The following is a 14,147-nucleotide window of genomic DNA, read 5'->3' on the forward strand; positions in this document are numbered from 1 at the left end:
TTACGAAATCGTGTTCGGAATATTTTTATCAGAAAGGAGCTATCATATGAAATTCGGTTACTTTGATGATGTCAACAAAGAATACGTCATCACCACACCTAAGACACCGCTGCCTTGGATCAATTATCTTGGTACTCAGGACTTTTTCAGCCTGATATCCAATACCGCCGGCGGCTATTCATTCTATAAAGATGCCAAGCTTCTCCGGCTGACGCGCTACCGTTATAACAACAGTCCGATGGATCAGAACGGGCGCTATTACTATATCAAAGAAGGAGATACCGTCTGGAATCCCGGATGGCAGCCGGTCCAGACACCGTTAGATTCTTACCAGTGCCGCCACGGACTCGGATATACCGTCTTTGAAAGTTCAAAGAACAGCCTGAATGCGAAGCTTCTTGCTTTCGTTCCCGTCCATGACAACTGTGAGATCAATCTTCTTACACTGACCAATTATACGGATGTGGAAAAAGAATTCGATCTTTTCAGCTATATTGAATTCTGTCTCTGGAATGCAGCGGACGATTCTTCAAACTTCCAGAGGAATTTTTCTACGGGTGAAGTGGAGGTTGCCGGAAGTACCATTTATCACAAGACGGAATACCGGGAACGCCGCAATCATTACGCGGTATATTCGGTCAATCATCCGGTCAACGGATTTGATACTTCCAGAGATGCCTTCATCGGACTGTATAACAGTCCTGCGGATCCGCAGGCAGTCAAAAAAGGCTCCTGCTCCGGCAGTATCGCACATGGATGGGCTCCTGTTGCGAGCCACCATATCCACCTGAAGCTAAGCCCCGGCGATTCGGTATCCCTGGTCTTTGTCCTGGGATACTGCGAGAATCCAAAGGATAAAAAGTTCAGTGCACCCGGTGTCATCAACAAAGAACCTGCCGACAGACTGCTTGCCAGATACCAGACAACGGAACAGGTAATGGCCGCATTTCAGGAATTAAAAGATTACTGGACAACGCTTCTGTCCGCTTATACGATTCAGACAGAAGATGTCAGGCTGAACCGTATGGTGAATATATGGAACCAGTATCAGTGCATGGTTACATTTAACATGAGCCGCAGTGCAAGCTACTATGAGAGCGGTCTGGGACGCGGGATGGGATTCCGCGATTCCTGTCAGGATCTGCTTGGCTTTGTCCATCTGATCCCGGAACGCGCCCGCCAGCGTATCCTGGATATTGCAGCTACGCAATTTCCTGATGGAAGCGCTTATCACCAGTATCAGCCGCTCACCAAGCGCGGTAATATGGATGTCGGAAGCGGATTCAATGATGATCCTTTGTGGCTGATTGCGGGAACGGCTGCTTATCTTCGTGAGACAGGGGATTTTTCTATCCTTGAAGAACCTTGTACATTCGATAATGATGCGGGTAACACGGCTCCTTTGATGGAACATCTAAGACGGAGTTTTCAGTATACCGCAACCCACAAAGGTCCTCACGGACTGCCGCTCATCGGACGTGCAGACTGGAATGACTGTCTGAATCTGAACTGCTTTTCCGAAGAACCGGGTGAGAGTTTCCAGACGACAGGACCGAACGACGGACCGATAGCCGAAAGTGTATTCATCGCCGGTATGTTCGTAAAATACGGACGGGAATATGCAGAGATCTGTGATGCCCTCCGCCTGGACGACGAGCGGGATGCTGTATTAAAAGAAGTGGCTGCTATGGAAGAGACTGTTATGGATGCCGGCTGGGACGGAGACTGGTTCCTGCGTGCTTATGATGCTATGTCCAATCCGGTAGGAAGCAAGGTCTGCGAAGAAGGCCAGATCTTTATCGAACCACAGGGAATGTGTGTGATGGCCGGAATCGGCACGGATATTACGGAAGATGGAAGTCCGTCCGCTGCTGCCCGTGCGCTCAGAAGTGTGGAAGAACGCCTGGATACCAGATACGGCATTATCCTGCAGACTCCTGCTTATACAACCTATCATGTAGAACTTGGGGAGATCTCTTCTTACCCGCCGGGATATAAGGAAAATGCCGGAATCTTCTGCCATAATAATCCATGGATCAGCTGTGCCGAGACGGTTCTCGGTCATGGCAGCCGGGCTTTCGAGGTCTTCAAAAAGACCTGTCCTGCTTATCTGGAAGATCAGAGTGAGATCCGCAGGACCGAGCCGTATGTCTACTGTCAGATGATGGCCGGCCGGGATGCTCCGACTCACGGAGAAGGCAAGAACAGCTGGCTTACCGGAACAGCCGCCTGGACATTTACCTGTATCAGCCAGTATATTCTCGGTATCCAGCCGACTTTACAGGGACTGTGTATCAATCCATGTATTCCGTCTGACTGGAGCGGCTATACCTGCCGCCGTACTTACCGTGGTGTCTCTTACGATATTACGATTGATAACAGTGCACATGTAGAGTCCGGAGTCGCGTCTGTCACGGTTGACGGACAGCCGGTAACAGGAACTCTTATTCCGTTCGATGCCGGCAAGAAGACCTGTAAGGTAGAGGTTGTCTTAGGATAATTACAAAATACGCCATACAATATAGAAGCCTGCCGCAGGCATAATGCCTGCTGATCTGCTTCCTGTATTGTATGGCGTATTTTTTTATATGCTTCGATATGTTTCTATGTGTTCTTCTGCATGTGTACAGTCATCTGCGGATATGGAATTTCGATACCGTTCTCATCCAGTAAAAGCTTGATCTCTTCGAGCAGTCTCCATCTGGTTTCCCAATATTCCTCATTCTTCACCCATGCACGGATTCCCAGTACAACCGCACTGTCTGCCAGCTCATGAACAAATACATTGATCTGTTCGTTCTTGATGATACATTCATCTTTGATCAGCAGATTTTCGATCACTGATTTTGCCTGTCGGATATCCGCATCATAAGAAATAGCCACACGCAGATCCAGCTGCCTTTCATCTTTTGCCGTTGCATTGGTAATACTGTTGTTGGTCAGCATTCCATTCGGGATTACGATCGTCTTGTTATCAATTGTACTGAGTTTGGTATAGAAGATCTGGATCTCTTTTACGGTTCCTTCTTTTCCGTTGGTATCCTCGATAATATAATCTCCGACTACAAACGGTTTTAATAAAAGGATCAGGACTCCGCCTGCAAAGTTCGAAAGGCTTCCCTGTAATGCAAGACCGATTGCCACACCACCGGATGCCAGTACTGCTGCTACGGACGTTGTATCGAATCCAAGACTGGAGATCAGACTGAAGACAAGCAGGGCATACAGTCCATATTTTAGCAGGGAATCTACAAACTGCTCCACTCCTTTGTCTGCACCGGAGCGCTCAAAGGAACGTCTGACGATCTTCCGGATCCACCGGATCACCAGCCGGCCGATAAAGAATGCCACCAGTGCCGCCAGCACTTTCAATCCGAACGTGATCAGTCCCGGTATGCTGTCCTGTACATATTGTGTCAGCTGATTAACCTGTTTGACCGCTTCCTGGGTCGCATCGGTTACTTCCTGCGTCGTATCTGCAATTGTTGTATCTGTCATATGTTATACTCCTCTTGTTGTCATCTGTTTCAGCGCAAGAAATGCGCTTACATTTCCCCTTTTATCTCCGGTAGTCCTGTGCGAGAACAGAATATCCGGATTGCAGTGTGTGCATACATTGGTTACCGCAATATGATCTTCGCGTATTCCGGCTTCTGTGAATATCCGTTCATTGGCACGCCAGAGATCCAACTGGTATTTCCCGTTTTCTTTTTTATAAAACAGCTCCGGCCAGTACGCTTCGTCAAAGCTTTCCCGGAATTGCTGTATCACATCCCCGCTCACTTCATAGCAGTCCCGGCAGATGGACGGACCGATTGCCGCAATGATATCTTCCGGATCAGAGCCATATGTCTTCTGCATCAGTTCTATGGTAACTTTTCCTATCTTACCGACGGTTCCTCGCCATCCGGAATGTGAAAGACCGATCGCCTTCTTCACCGGATCAACAAAATACAACGGCACACAGTCTGCGTAAAATGTAACCAGACAGATTCCCGGCACATCTGTGATCATTCCATCGGTCTCCTGAAAACGCTTTCCCCTGTCTCCGGCTTTTACTACCGCTACATTGGTCGTATGGGTCTGATTGGTGAATGTCATATCTTCCGGCTGTACACCGATGGCTCCGGCAATCCTTCTCTGATTCTCCCTGACATCTTCCGGATCGTCACCTCTGGTTGTACTGATATTCATCGTTGCCCAGCATCCTTTGCTGACACCGCCAAGTCTGGTCGAGAATCCATGATTCACGATTCCGGTCTCTTCCAGCATCGGATAACTTAAGAACGGGACACCGTTCACTTCTTTTTCATCAAATATATGGTCCTGATTTTTATAATGTAAGCCCAGATTCATGCCATATTCATCCTTTCTGTTCCGGATCTCTTCCTATCCTGTATAATCAAATGCATTCCGGTAAAGTGTCACCTCATGATTCTCGATGCTCACCACATCGAATCTGCATGGTACCTCATCGATTCCGTTGACCGTCATATAGCATAGTGCACTTTTGGAAATGGTTCTCTGTTTGGCTGGATTTACAGCCTCCGCCGGATGTCCTTTTTTATCTGAAGCGCGATATTTCACCTCACAGAAGACCAGATATCCCGCTTCTCTTGCTATAATATCAATCTCTCCGGTCTTACACCGGTAATTATACTCCAGGATCTCATATCCTTCCTGCTCCAGATATGCACCGGCAAGCCGTTCATAATGGCTTCCGGTCTCCCGGTTATTCTTCCGTTCTCTTCCTGTATCTCCGGCCATAGTCCTCCCGTTCATTTTAGCAAACATTCTTACAACTTTGCTGTCTGTGATATATTTTTATATGTATTTTTTTATAAATGTCATTCTGTGGATCGGTGATGGTCCCAGTTCTTTCAGACCTTCAATATGCTTCTTCGTGCCATATCCTTTATTGGCAGCGAAATCATACCTCGGCATCACTGCATCATACTCTACCATCAGGCGGTCCCTGGTCACTTTGGCAATGATACTTGCCGCTGCAATGGACACACTTTTAGCATCTCCTTTGATGATCGGCACTTGCCGGATATCGACGCCCGGTATCGTCACTGCATCGTTCAGAAGCAGATCCGGCTGTACCTTCAGGTTCCCTATCGCCATGCGCATCGCCTCATAAGTCGCCTGCAGGATATTGATCTCATCAATCCTTGCCGGACTTACGATCCCGATTCCTGTCGCCACTGCACGCTCCATGATCTCATTGTAAAGTGCCTCCCGTTTTTTTTCCGAAAGCTTTTTCGAATCATTCAGATACAGGATCGGATCATCTTTTGGCAGAATGACTGCTCCCGCTACCACCGGACCGGCAAATGGCCCGCGGCCGACTTCATCGATCCCACAGATATAGGTACAGTCGCTGTATTCTTTTTCATAGACGCTCATCGCTTCGGTACGCTCCAGTTCTTTCTGAAGCTTTTCCTGTTGTTTTTTCAGTTTTTCTTCTTCTCGTTTATTCATGTCGGATCACTCCTATATTGTCAAATGGATAGATACGCACCCAGGCTCTGCCAATCAGATCCTTCCGGGTCAGCACTCCTACCCCCGGATCTCTGCTGTCCATACTGTGATTACGATTATCTCCCATCACAAAGTATTCATCATCTCCCAGCGTAACCGGTTCTGCAGCCGTCTGCGGATCCTTGATCTTCTCCTTCCCATAGATATCACTGGTCAGGCGTTTTCCATCGATATACACATATCCGTCCCGGATCTGCACAGTCTCACCCGGCATTCCGATGATACGTTTGATATAATATGTATCTTCTTCATATTTATACGGAAATACAATAATATCATAGCGTTTCGGATCCCGGAACCGGTAACTGATCTTATCAACGATCAGATTGTCTCCATCCTGTAATGTCGTCTCCATGGAAGATCCGCTTACCATCGTCCGCTGTCCGACAAAGGTGATGATCAGATAGGTCAGACCGATGATAAGCAGTATATACACAAGCCATCCGCCGAGTTCCCCCAGGATGTCTCTTTCTTCTTCCTCTCTCTTTGAATGTCTGGACATATTCGTGCGTGTCCTTTCTAATATGCATCCGGATATTCCAGAGTCAGTCTTCCCAGGCGTCCGTTACGGAAATCATCCATCAGAAGGACAGACGCTTTCTCTGTATCCAGTTCATTTCCGCGTACCAGGCAATGTCTGCTTTCAGCGATCCTTGCGATCATGCCGTATGGATCCGCATCTTCTTCTACGTTATATTTGCTCTCCAAAACTCCCGGATAATTCTTGTTCATAAATGTCACAAGCTCTGCTGCCAGTTCTTCCGTCTGCAGGATCTCATCCTTGATCGAACCGATAAATGCAAGCTTAAGACCTACTGCCTGATCTTCGAATCTTGGCCATAAGATTCCCGGTGTATCAAGAAGTTCTACATTCTTGTTCAGTCTGATCCACTGTTTTCCCTTGGTCACACCCGGCTTGTTGCCCGTCTTCGCACATGCTTTTCCTGCCAGTGCATTGATGAATGTTGACTTTCCGACATTCGGGATTCCTACTACCATGGCTCTGACCGGACGGTTCAGGATACCGCGCTTTCTGTCTCTTTCAATCTTTTCTTTACATGCTTCCTGGATCACGCCGTTGATAGACTTGATCCCCCCGCCTTTTTTAGAGTTCACTTTTACAACGGAGAACCCTTTTTCGCGGAAATATTCCGACCAGGCATCGTTCCATTTATCTTCTGCCAGATCTGACTTGTTCAGAAGGATCAGCCTTGCTTTATTCTTTCCAAGTTCGTCAATGTCCGGGTTCCTGCTACTGATCGGTACTCTGGCATCAACCAGCTCAATGACCAGATCTATTAGTTTGATATTCTCCTGCATCATGCGTTTTGCTTTCGTCATGTGCCCTGGATACCATTGAAAATGCATATCTTCGTTCTCCTCTTATCTATTATCTCACGAATCCGAAATTCTTCTTCGGTGATACCACAAACCAGGCCTTTCCGTAAATGTAAGACCGTTTTACCGCTCCGATATCTGCACTCCGGCTGTCTTCGCTGTTCTTTCTGTTATCACCCATCACAAAATATTCATCCCCGCCAAGCTTAAACTTCTCGGCTGCGATGCCTGCGGTATCGATCTTCGTGGTTGTATAATCTTCTTCCAGTTTCTCTCCATTGATATAAATCCGGTTCTCTACGATCTGTACCGTTTCTCCCGGAAGTCCAACAATCCTCTTCGTATAATAATGCGAACTTTCATTGCCCTTCGGCTTAAAGACAATGATATCTCCACGCTTTGGAGAAGATGCATTATATACAATACGGTTTACCAGCACTTTATCCGCATTCTTAAGTACCGGTCTCATAGAATCTCCCACGGTACTCACCTGTTGTCCCCAGTACCATACTGCGACAAATGCGATCAGGCAGGTAACTGCGATCTTAAACACCCAGCTTATGCCGGATACGATCTTTTCCAGATTCAGATGAATCTTCTTCTTCTCCTTCGGAAGTTTTCCCAACAGTTTCTTTTTTGCCTGACGTCTGCGGTAACTTGATCTCCGGGATCTTCTTCGTCTTTCAAAATCCAGATTACTTCTGCGTCTCATATAATCCCCTTATCTTCATGACTTGCCACGGGCAGCTCCCTGCGAAATACATGGCAATATCAAAAAAGGACAATTACATTATGTAGTTGTCCTTTTTACATTCATTTTCCTGATTATTTTACTAATTCTTTTACTTTAGCTTTCTTACCAACGCGGTCTCTTAAGTAGTTCAGTTTTGCTCTTCTTACTTTACCTCTTCTTACTACTTCGATCTTCTCAACGTTTGGTGAGTGTACCGGCCAAGTCTTCTCAACACCGATTCCGTTAGAAAACTTTCTAACTGTAAATGTCTCTCTTGCTCCGCCACCCTGTCTCTTCAGGACTGTTCCTTCGAAAATCTGTACTCTTTCACGGTTTCCTTCTTTAATCTTTCCGTAAACTTTAACAGTATCTCCAACGTGGAATTCTGGTGCTACTTCTTTTAACTGAGCAGCTTCAATGTTCTTAATAATATCGTTCATTATGTGTGACCTCCTTGTTTACTTGGATGTTCTTAATACATTTGTACCAGAGGACCATCTATTTTTCTTCACAACACACTATATTCTATCATACCCGGTGCAAAATTACAAGGATTTTTTCTTGTTTTTTTGCACTCTTTTCTGCTTTATATGATCCTACTCTGTAACCGACTGCCCGTCTCTTTGTATTTTCTTTGCCAGCTTTTTTTCTTTCTCGGTAAGCTCTGCCTTTTCAAGCAGATCCGGCCGGTTCTTCGCAGTGCGGATCACAGACTGTTCGCGTCTCCATTTTTCAATATTGGCATGATGACCGGACATCAATATCTCCGGTACTTTTTTGTCATGCCACACTTCCGGTCTGGAATACTGCGGGTATTCCAGCAGATTATCCTGAAAGCTTTCGAATTCGGCAGATACATCGTTATGGAGGACTCCAGGAACCAGTCTGGATATCGCATCGATCATAATCATCGCCGGAAGCTCTCCCCCGGTCAGGACATAATCCCCGATGGATACATAATCGGTCACGATCTCCTCCAGCACACGTTCGTCAATCCCTTCATAATGTCCGCATAAGAATACAAGATCTTCTTCCTGTGCGAATTCTTCTGCCATAGACTGGTTGAATGTCTTTCCCTGCGGGGACAGATAAATGACTCTTGTGCGTTTCTTTCCACACGCCATGTCCGGCTGTTCTCCGGATCTTTCTTCCCCGGCTTTCCTTTCTCGGATCTGTCTTGCAAGTGCATCATAGCACTGATATACCGGCTCCGCCTGCATCAGCATCCCTGCACCGCCGCCATACGGATAGTCATCCACGCTGTGATGCTTATTGAACGCATAATCCCTGATATTCAAAGCCTCTATAGACAGAAGTCCTTTATTCACCGCACGCCCGATGATACTGGTGTTCAGCCCGTCCATGACCATCTCCGGAAATAATGTCATAATATAAAAATTCATATACTATCCTCTTTCTAGATCAGCCCGTCCATCAGGTGGATCTTCATCTTCTGATTCTCTATATCAACATCCAGGATACATTCGCGGATTGCCGGAACCAGCACTTCTCCATGTTCCTCGGTATCGATCACATAAACATCGTTCGCACCGGTCTCCATGACATCTTTTAATGTTCCGAATGGTTCATCGTCCTCTGTTACAACCTGGATACCGATCATATCGGCGATAAAATATTCATCCTCTTCCAGTGCCACCGCATCTTTTCGTTCTACCAGAAGCGGGCATCTCTTGTAACGCTCAATATCATTTATATTATCAATTCCTTTGAATTTCAGGATCACAAACTGTTTAAAGAATTTGACCCCCTGAATCTCCAGAGGTTTTTTTTCTCTCCCGGTGTCTAACAGCACATGCTTTAACGTCTTAAAACGCTCCGGGTCATCTGTAGTCGGAAATACTTTGACTTCCCCGCGCACTCCGTGTGTCGAAGTGATGACGCCTACCTGTAACAATTCTTCCATAGATACTCCTTTTCTTATATGTTGCGGGCATTTCTATACCGCCCTTTTCCTCTTTCATAACAGATACTGTTCACATACTCTGATATAAGATAAGCGGGACAGACCACAAACGGGCCTGTCCCGGGACAAAATGGGAATCCCCATTATTATTCTAGTCCATGATATCTACGATAACTTTCTTATCTTCCTTCGCTGCTGCGGCTTTCACAACTGAGCGGATCGCCTTCGCAATACGGCCCTGTTTTCCGATTACTTTTCCCATATCAGATTCAGCAACTCGTACTTCCAGAACTGTCGTCTTCTTCTCTTCGCGTTCATTTACAACAACGCTTTCTGGATCGTCGACTAATGCTTTCGCAATTACTTCAACTAATTCCTTCATAAATGCACACCTCCAGTGGCATAATTATTTCTCGATGCCTGCTGCCTTTAAAATCTTTGCAACTGCTTCTGTAGGCTGTGCTCCGTTTGCAAGCCATTTCTTAGCTGCTTCTTCGTCAACTTTGATAGCACTTGGATCACAGTTCGGATCGTATGTTCCGATTTCGTCGATGAATCTTCCGTCTCTTGGTGCTCTAGAATCTGCTACGATGATTCTATAGAAAGGAGCCTTCTTCTGTCCCATTCTTCTTAATCTCATTTTTACTGCCATGTTAGTTTACCTCCGTAAAATTATAATATTCATAGTTTATTCTTATACCCAGAACCTGCCTTTGGCATCTTCTAATGTATAATCTGGAATCTATATAACGCGGGATCCGCGGTATATCATGTTTAAAACGGGAATCCGAATTTTTTCTTCTTTCCCGGCTTGCCAAATTGTTTCATCAGCTTTTTCATCTCGTTAAACTGCTTGATCATGCGGTTCACTTCGCTGATGTCCACCCCTGCACCTTTGGCAATTCTGTGCTTTCTGGATGGAGAAAGAATATCTGGATTGGCTCTTTCCGCCGGTGTCATGGAATGAATGATCGCTTCCATTCTTCCCATCTTCCTCTCGGCTTCCGCTGTCTGCTCGTCGTCCAATCCCTTCATCTTACTGCCCATGCCTCCAAGACCCGGCAGCATGTTCATGATATTTCCAAGACCACCCATATTCTTCATCTGCTTAATGCTTTCCAGATAATCGTCAAAATCAAACTGGTTCTTCTTAAGCTTCTGGGTCATCTCTCTGGCTTTCTCTTCATCGATCTCGGCCTCTGCCTTCTCGATAAGTGACAGGACATCTCCCATTCCGAGGATTCTTGATGCCATACGGTCCGGATAGAACTGTTCCAGATCCGAAAGTTTTTCTCCCATACCTACATACAGGATCGGCTTTCCGGTAACTGCCTTTACGGACAGTGCCGCACCACCTCTTGTGTCACCATCTAATTTGGTAACGATCACACCGTCGATGCCGACCTTTTCATTGAACTCTTTTGCCACATTCACGGCATCCTGTCCGGTCATCGCATCAATAACAAGTATGGTCTGATGTACTTCTACTTCCTCTTTGATCTCTTCAAGCTCTGCCATCATATCTTCATCGATGTGAAGTCGTCCGGCTGTATCGAGGATCACGAGGTCGTTGCCATTCTTCTGCGCATGTTCGATCGCCGCCCTGGCGATATTCGCCGGCTTGTGGTTCTCTCCCATGGAGAAGACTTCCACACCCTGCTTCTCACCATTGACCTGTAACTGTTTGATCGCAGCCGGTCTGTAGACATCACATGCAACTAGCAGTGGTTTCTTGCCCTTTAACTTGAACTTTCCGGCAAGCTTTGCTGTCGTGGTCGTCTTACCTGCTCCCTGAAGACCTGCCATCATGATGACCGTGATGGCCTTTCCAGGCTGAAGCTGAATCTCTGTAGTCTCCGAACCCATCAGGTTGATCAGTTCCTCATTTACAATCTTGATCACCATCTGTCCCGGATTCAGACCATTCATTACATCCTGACCGATCGCACGCTCCTGCACGCTCTTGATGAAATCTTTTACCACTTTAAAGTTAACATCCGCTGCGAGTAATGCGCGCTTGATCTCTTTTAAAGCTTCTTTGACATCATCTTCTGTCAGACGTCCTTTGCTTCGCAGGTTCTTAAATACGTTTTGAAGTTTCTCTGTCAAGCTGTCAAATGCCATGCTATAACTCCTCTATAATTTCATCGGATATCTTCCGGATGTCTGCAACAAGTTCTTCTGCATTCTCCTTCTCATATCCATCCAGCAATTCATCAATCTGCTTTACTTTTTCTCTGACCGACACGAATTTCTCTACCAGATGAAGTTTCTCTTCGTAGCCTTTCAGTGTCTGGGAACATCTCTTTACCAGATCATGTACCCCCTGTCTGCTGATTCCTTCCTCTCTTGCGATCTCGCCGAGTGATAAATCTTCCAGGACAAACTGCTCATACACTTCTTTCTGATGATCCGTAAGAAGTTCTCCATAAAAATCATATAATAATGCCTGTTCTAATATTTCATTCATGTCTTTCACCTCCGATATCATATAACACTTCCGGATGGGTGTCAAGTATTTTTTCTTTACACCTTTGTTTTTTCAAAATAAAATTGATTTCCCACCGGCTTTGTCGTAATATATCTGATGGGAGATATTGCCGGATGCAGTATCTTCCGATCATGTCCATATATTATAAGGGGAGAATATAATGGCAAAAAAGAATTATTACAAGATGCTTGGTGTGTCAAGAACGGCTTCTCCTGAAGAAATCTCTGCCGCCAAGAACAGACTTGCGAAAAAATATCATCCCGATGCCAACATGAAGAATGGTATCGATACAACCAGAAAAATGCAGCAGATCCTGGAAGCCTACCGCATACTTTCCGATCCGAAGAAACGTGCTTCTTATGACCGCAAAGTATTCGGAAAGCCATCTGCAGGTGCAGACCGGAACTTTGATCTGTTCAATCTTCATAATATGGAAGAAACAGTGCCGGTCACCGGTACACCATTTGTGAATTATTGGCGGGCAGCTGATTCTTTATATGATATCACGCTGGAAAGCGAACAGCTTTTCAAAGAAAAAAATAAGAAACAGGCAGCGGACCGGCTGTCGGATCTTTCCTCTCAGGCACTCCGCTATGCCATAACACTGCGAGAGGCAGAGATTCCCGAAAAGTACTGGCTGCCTCCGATCATGGACTGGCTGCTTTTCACCTGGTATAAGAACCGGAATCTCCCGGTATCTTATCTATTGAAGGTTTACGATGATTATTCAAAAAAAGAACTCAGTGGATTCAAACGTGTGAAGCTTCAGAAAGAACTGCTTCATTTCCAGTATTCTCTGAAACGGCTGGTCAGTTATACTTAATATTCTGCTCACACATCTGCACCGTCTGCATATTATGTACTGTAAACATCATTATTGGAGGATTCAATATGAGCGATTTGAGTACAGCAAACTGTGGATGCGGATGCGAAGGACGCGACAGATTCGGCGGGGACTGTGGATGCGGCGGATGCAGTTGTGGATGCAGTAACAGCGGATGTGGCTTCGGCAACAACAGCTGCCTGTGGATCATCCTTCTTCTCTGCTGCTGCGGCGGCTTTGGCAATGGATGCGGCAATGGATGCGGCAATGGATGCGGATGTGGCAATGGTAACGACAGCTGCCTGTGGATCATCCTTCTTCTCTGCTGCTGCGGCGGCTTTGGCAATGGATGCGGTAATGGTTGCGGCAACGGCTGTGGATGTGGATGCTAGACAACTTACATTTTCCTGTATAGGACTTAAGAGACGGAGTCATTTTCCCGTCTCTTTTTTCATATATATTTATAACGCTGATACCGGAAGGAGTCACCATGGCCGGAAAACCTTCTAAACCAATGACACCCTTCGATAAATCTGTCACACCCTCCTATTTATATAAATGGAAGCTGTTTCTTGCCTTCCTACCTCCTTCCATTCAGCGCTTTCTTGCCGTCTACATCAAATTTACCGAATTCCGGTATACGATGGACTATTTCCGGGGACTTCCTTTCCATGCATTTTCTTTTCAATCGATCAGCGAACTGGCGCCTTATATGGATGAAAATGAACGGGATATGATGAATCAGATGACTTCTGTGATGCAGATGGCGGAAATGATGGCGATGGCGCAGGCCGGTTCCACAGCCGGAGATCCCGGTGCTTCCGGTCCTGCAAGCCCTGTTGATCTTATGAAAGCAATGATGTCCGGCGAAGATATGGAAATGTTCCAGAATTACATGGAACTGTTCGACGAGGAACTTTCCGCATCTGGATCACCGGCAAAGAAAGGAGACTCTTCACATGAATGAAAGAACCACTCATACAACGGACTCTTCCGGAAGCAATACCGGCAACAGCTGGATGGATCATCCGGCTATAAATGGAATGGATCCTGTCAAACTGGAGCTGATCCGGCTCGCCGCAAAACAGACTGCCGGCAAAAGCGGAAGATCACTGGCTCCTGTGATGATGGCACTCATCACCAGCGCAAACAAAAAAGGAATCCAGTTCACTCCGCAGGAAATGTCTCTCATCCTCGACATCCTGAAAGAGGGACGCCCCGCCAAAGAGCAGGAGCAGATTGACCAGATGGTGCAGATGGTCCGCACACATATGAAGAATCATACATAACAAAA

At 46.2% G+C, this 14,147-nt stretch carries 19 protein-coding genes; 5 read left to right on the plus strand and 14 right to left on the minus strand.

Translation table 11 applies throughout. The features are described from left to right. Nucleotides 1-46 precede the first annotated feature (46 nt). Nucleotides 47-2,500: a GH36-type glycosyl hydrolase domain-containing protein gene (locus NKF87_RS08300; protein ID WP_253583439.1), complete on the plus strand. Its 2,454-nt coding sequence runs from the start codon at nucleotides 47-49 to the stop codon at nucleotides 2,498-2,500. A gap of 104 nt (nucleotides 2,501-2,604) precedes the next feature. Here the strand turns inward: NKF87_RS08300 and NKF87_RS08305 are convergent, their stop codons facing one another. The 14 genes from NKF87_RS08305 to ylxM form a co-directional block, all read right to left on the minus strand. Then, entirely contained in the window at nucleotides 2,605-3,498 is an 894-nt protein-coding gene (locus tag NKF87_RS08305; RefSeq protein WP_253583440.1) for a mechanosensitive ion channel family protein, read from the minus strand. Between the two features lie 3 nt (nucleotides 3,499-3,501). Further along, entirely contained in the window at nucleotides 3,502-4,356 is an 855-nt protein-coding gene (gene pgeF / locus NKF87_RS08310; protein ID WP_055282652.1) for a peptidoglycan editing factor PgeF, read from the minus strand. 33 nt (nucleotides 4,357-4,389) lie between these two features. Continuing rightward, on the minus strand, nucleotides 4,390-4,767 hold the full coding sequence (locus NKF87_RS08315; protein ID WP_055282654.1) for a YraN family protein: 378 nt from the start codon (nucleotides 4,765-4,767) through the stop codon (nucleotides 4,390-4,392). A 57-nt stretch (nucleotides 4,768-4,824) separates the two neighbouring features. Then, nucleotides 4,825-5,484 carry a ribonuclease HII gene (locus tag NKF87_RS08320; RefSeq protein ID WP_253583441.1) on the minus strand — a complete coding sequence of 220 codons (660 nt, stop codon included), beginning with the start codon at nucleotides 5,482-5,484 and terminating at the stop codon, nucleotides 4,825-4,827. Beyond that, nucleotides 5,477-6,046 (minus strand): signal peptidase I, encoded by a 570-nt coding sequence (gene lepB, locus NKF87_RS08325; protein ID WP_055282658.1) that lies wholly within the window; start codon nucleotides 6,044-6,046, stop codon nucleotides 5,477-5,479. The genes NKF87_RS08320 and lepB (NKF87_RS08325) overlap by 8 nt, the downstream gene beginning before the upstream one ends. Nucleotides 6,047-6,063: 17 nt before the next feature. Next, on the minus strand, nucleotides 6,064-6,912 hold the full coding sequence (ylqF, locus tag NKF87_RS08330) for a ribosome biogenesis GTPase YlqF (protein ID WP_028087462.1): 849 nt from the start codon (nucleotides 6,910-6,912) through the stop codon (nucleotides 6,064-6,066). Nucleotides 6,913-6,934: 22 nt separating this feature from the next. Beyond that, nucleotides 6,935-7,594, minus strand: a complete 660-nt coding sequence (lepB, locus tag NKF87_RS08335; RefSeq protein WP_177999011.1) for a signal peptidase I — start codon at nucleotides 7,592-7,594, stop codon at nucleotides 6,935-6,937. Nucleotides 7,595-7,707: 113 nt separating this feature from the next. Then, on the minus strand, nucleotides 7,708-8,055 hold the full coding sequence (rplS, locus tag NKF87_RS08340) for a 50S ribosomal protein L19 (protein WP_022415029.1): 348 nt from the start codon (nucleotides 8,053-8,055) through the stop codon (nucleotides 7,708-7,710). Nucleotides 8,056-8,211: 156 nt separating this feature from the next. After that, the gene (trmD, locus tag NKF87_RS08345; RefSeq protein WP_253583442.1) at nucleotides 8,212-9,018 is read right to left on the minus strand and encodes a tRNA (guanosine(37)-N1)-methyltransferase TrmD; all 807 of its coding nucleotides are present in this window, start codon (nucleotides 9,016-9,018) and stop codon (nucleotides 8,212-8,214) included. Between the two features lie 14 nt (nucleotides 9,019-9,032). Continuing rightward, nucleotides 9,033-9,539 (minus strand): ribosome maturation factor RimM, encoded by a 507-nt coding sequence (gene rimM, locus NKF87_RS08350; RefSeq protein ID WP_117597864.1) that lies wholly within the window; start codon nucleotides 9,537-9,539, stop codon nucleotides 9,033-9,035. Nucleotides 9,540-9,690: 151 nt separating this feature from the next. After that, nucleotides 9,691-9,921 (minus strand): KH domain-containing protein, encoded by a 231-nt coding sequence (locus NKF87_RS08355; RefSeq protein ID WP_006427257.1) that lies wholly within the window; start codon nucleotides 9,919-9,921, stop codon nucleotides 9,691-9,693. Nucleotides 9,922-9,945: 24 nt separating this feature from the next. Continuing rightward, on the minus strand, nucleotides 9,946-10,191 hold the full coding sequence (gene rpsP, locus NKF87_RS08360) for a 30S ribosomal protein S16 (protein ID WP_028087458.1): 246 nt from the start codon (nucleotides 10,189-10,191) through the stop codon (nucleotides 9,946-9,948). 122 nt (nucleotides 10,192-10,313) lie between these two features. Further along, on the minus strand, nucleotides 10,314-11,663 hold the full coding sequence (gene ffh / locus NKF87_RS08365; RefSeq protein WP_028087457.1) for a signal recognition particle protein: 1,350 nt from the start codon (nucleotides 11,661-11,663) through the stop codon (nucleotides 10,314-10,316). 1 nt (nucleotide 11,664) lies between these two features. Continuing rightward, nucleotides 11,665-12,009, minus strand: a complete 345-nt coding sequence (ylxM, locus tag NKF87_RS08370) for a YlxM family DNA-binding protein (RefSeq protein WP_028087456.1) — start codon at nucleotides 12,007-12,009, stop codon at nucleotides 11,665-11,667. Between the two features lie 181 nt (nucleotides 12,010-12,190). Between ylxM and NKF87_RS08375 the strand changes: the two genes are divergently transcribed. The 4 genes from NKF87_RS08375 to NKF87_RS08390 all read left to right on the plus strand — a co-directional run bounded on the left by NKF87_RS08375 (nucleotide 12,191) and on the right by NKF87_RS08390 (nucleotide 14,142). After that, on the plus strand, nucleotides 12,191-12,853 hold the full coding sequence (locus NKF87_RS08375; protein ID WP_253583443.1) for a DnaJ domain-containing protein: 663 nt from the start codon (nucleotides 12,191-12,193) through the stop codon (nucleotides 12,851-12,853). 68 nt (nucleotides 12,854-12,921) lie between these two features. Next, nucleotides 12,922-13,245 (plus strand): chorion class high-cysteine HCB protein 13, encoded by a 324-nt coding sequence (locus NKF87_RS08380; RefSeq protein WP_253583444.1) that lies wholly within the window; start codon nucleotides 12,922-12,924, stop codon nucleotides 13,243-13,245. Between the two features lie 320 nt (nucleotides 13,246-13,565). Continuing rightward, nucleotides 13,566-13,820: a hypothetical protein gene (locus tag NKF87_RS08385; RefSeq protein ID WP_253583445.1), complete on the plus strand. Its 255-nt coding sequence runs from the start codon at nucleotides 13,566-13,568 to the stop codon at nucleotides 13,818-13,820. Next, entirely contained in the window at nucleotides 13,813-14,142 is a 330-nt protein-coding gene (locus tag NKF87_RS08390; RefSeq protein WP_044925018.1) for a hypothetical protein, read from the plus strand. The genes NKF87_RS08385 and NKF87_RS08390 overlap by 8 nt, the downstream gene beginning before the upstream one ends. Nucleotides 14,143-14,147 lie beyond the last annotated feature (5 nt).

The organism is Dorea longicatena (genome assembly GCF_024168045.1).
In the GTDB taxonomy this organism is placed as follows: domain Bacteria; phylum Bacillota; class Clostridia; order Lachnospirales; family Lachnospiraceae; genus Dorea_A.

What these genes read in the sequence shown, in the direction of transcription:
- NKF87_RS08385 (WP_253583445.1), top strand. Translation starts at nt 13,566, where the DNA reads ATGGATGAAAATGAACGGGATATGATGAATCAGATGACTTCTGTGATG.
- NKF87_RS08315 (WP_055282654.1), bottom strand. Translation starts at nt 4,767, where the DNA reads ATGGCCGGAGATACAGGAAGAGAACGGAAGAATAACCGGGAGACCGGA.
- pgeF (WP_055282652.1), bottom strand. Translation starts at nt 4,356, where the DNA reads ATGAATCTGGGCTTACATTATAAAAATCAGGACCATATATTTGATGAA.
- rplS (WP_022415029.1), bottom strand. Translation starts at nt 8,055, where the DNA reads ATGAACGATATTATTAAGAACATTGAAGCTGCTCAGTTAAAAGAAGTA.
- rpsP (WP_028087458.1), bottom strand. Translation starts at nt 10,191, where the DNA reads ATGGCAGTAAAAATGAGATTAAGAAGAATGGGACAGAAGAAGGCTCCT.
- lepB (WP_177999011.1), bottom strand. Translation starts at nt 7,594, where the DNA reads ATGAGACGCAGAAGTAATCTGGATTTTGAAAGACGAAGAAGATCCCGG.
- NKF87_RS08355 (WP_006427257.1), bottom strand. Translation starts at nt 9,921, where the DNA reads ATGAAGGAATTAGTTGAAGTAATTGCGAAAGCATTAGTCGACGATCCA.
- NKF87_RS08375 (WP_253583443.1), top strand. Translation starts at nt 12,191, where the DNA reads ATGGCAAAAAAGAATTATTACAAGATGCTTGGTGTGTCAAGAACGGCT.
- NKF87_RS08320 (WP_253583441.1), bottom strand. Translation starts at nt 5,484, where the DNA reads ATGAATAAACGAGAAGAAGAAAAACTGAAAAAACAACAGGAAAAGCTT.
- trmD (WP_253583442.1), bottom strand. Translation starts at nt 9,018, where the DNA reads ATGAATTTTTATATTATGACATTATTTCCGGAGATGGTCATGGACGGG.
- ffh (WP_028087457.1), bottom strand. Translation starts at nt 11,663, where the DNA reads ATGGCATTTGACAGCTTGACAGAGAAACTTCAAAACGTATTTAAGAAC.
- rimM (WP_117597864.1), bottom strand. Translation starts at nt 9,539, where the DNA reads ATGGAAGAATTGTTACAGGTAGGCGTCATCACTTCGACACACGGAGTG.
- lepB (WP_055282658.1), bottom strand. Translation starts at nt 6,046, where the DNA reads ATGTCCAGACATTCAAAGAGAGAGGAAGAAGAAAGAGACATCCTGGGG.
- NKF87_RS08390 (WP_044925018.1), top strand. Translation starts at nt 13,813, where the DNA reads ATGAATGAAAGAACCACTCATACAACGGACTCTTCCGGAAGCAATACC.
- NKF87_RS08300 (WP_253583439.1), top strand. Translation starts at nt 47, where the DNA reads ATGAAATTCGGTTACTTTGATGATGTCAACAAAGAATACGTCATCACC.
- NKF87_RS08380 (WP_253583444.1), top strand. Translation starts at nt 12,922, where the DNA reads ATGAGCGATTTGAGTACAGCAAACTGTGGATGCGGATGCGAAGGACGC.
- ylqF (WP_028087462.1), bottom strand. Translation starts at nt 6,912, where the DNA reads ATGCATTTTCAATGGTATCCAGGGCACATGACGAAAGCAAAACGCATG.
- NKF87_RS08305 (WP_253583440.1), bottom strand. Translation starts at nt 3,498, where the DNA reads ATGACAGATACAACAATTGCAGATACGACGCAGGAAGTAACCGATGCG.
- ylxM (WP_028087456.1), bottom strand. Translation starts at nt 12,009, where the DNA reads ATGAATGAAATATTAGAACAGGCATTATTATATGATTTTTATGGAGAA.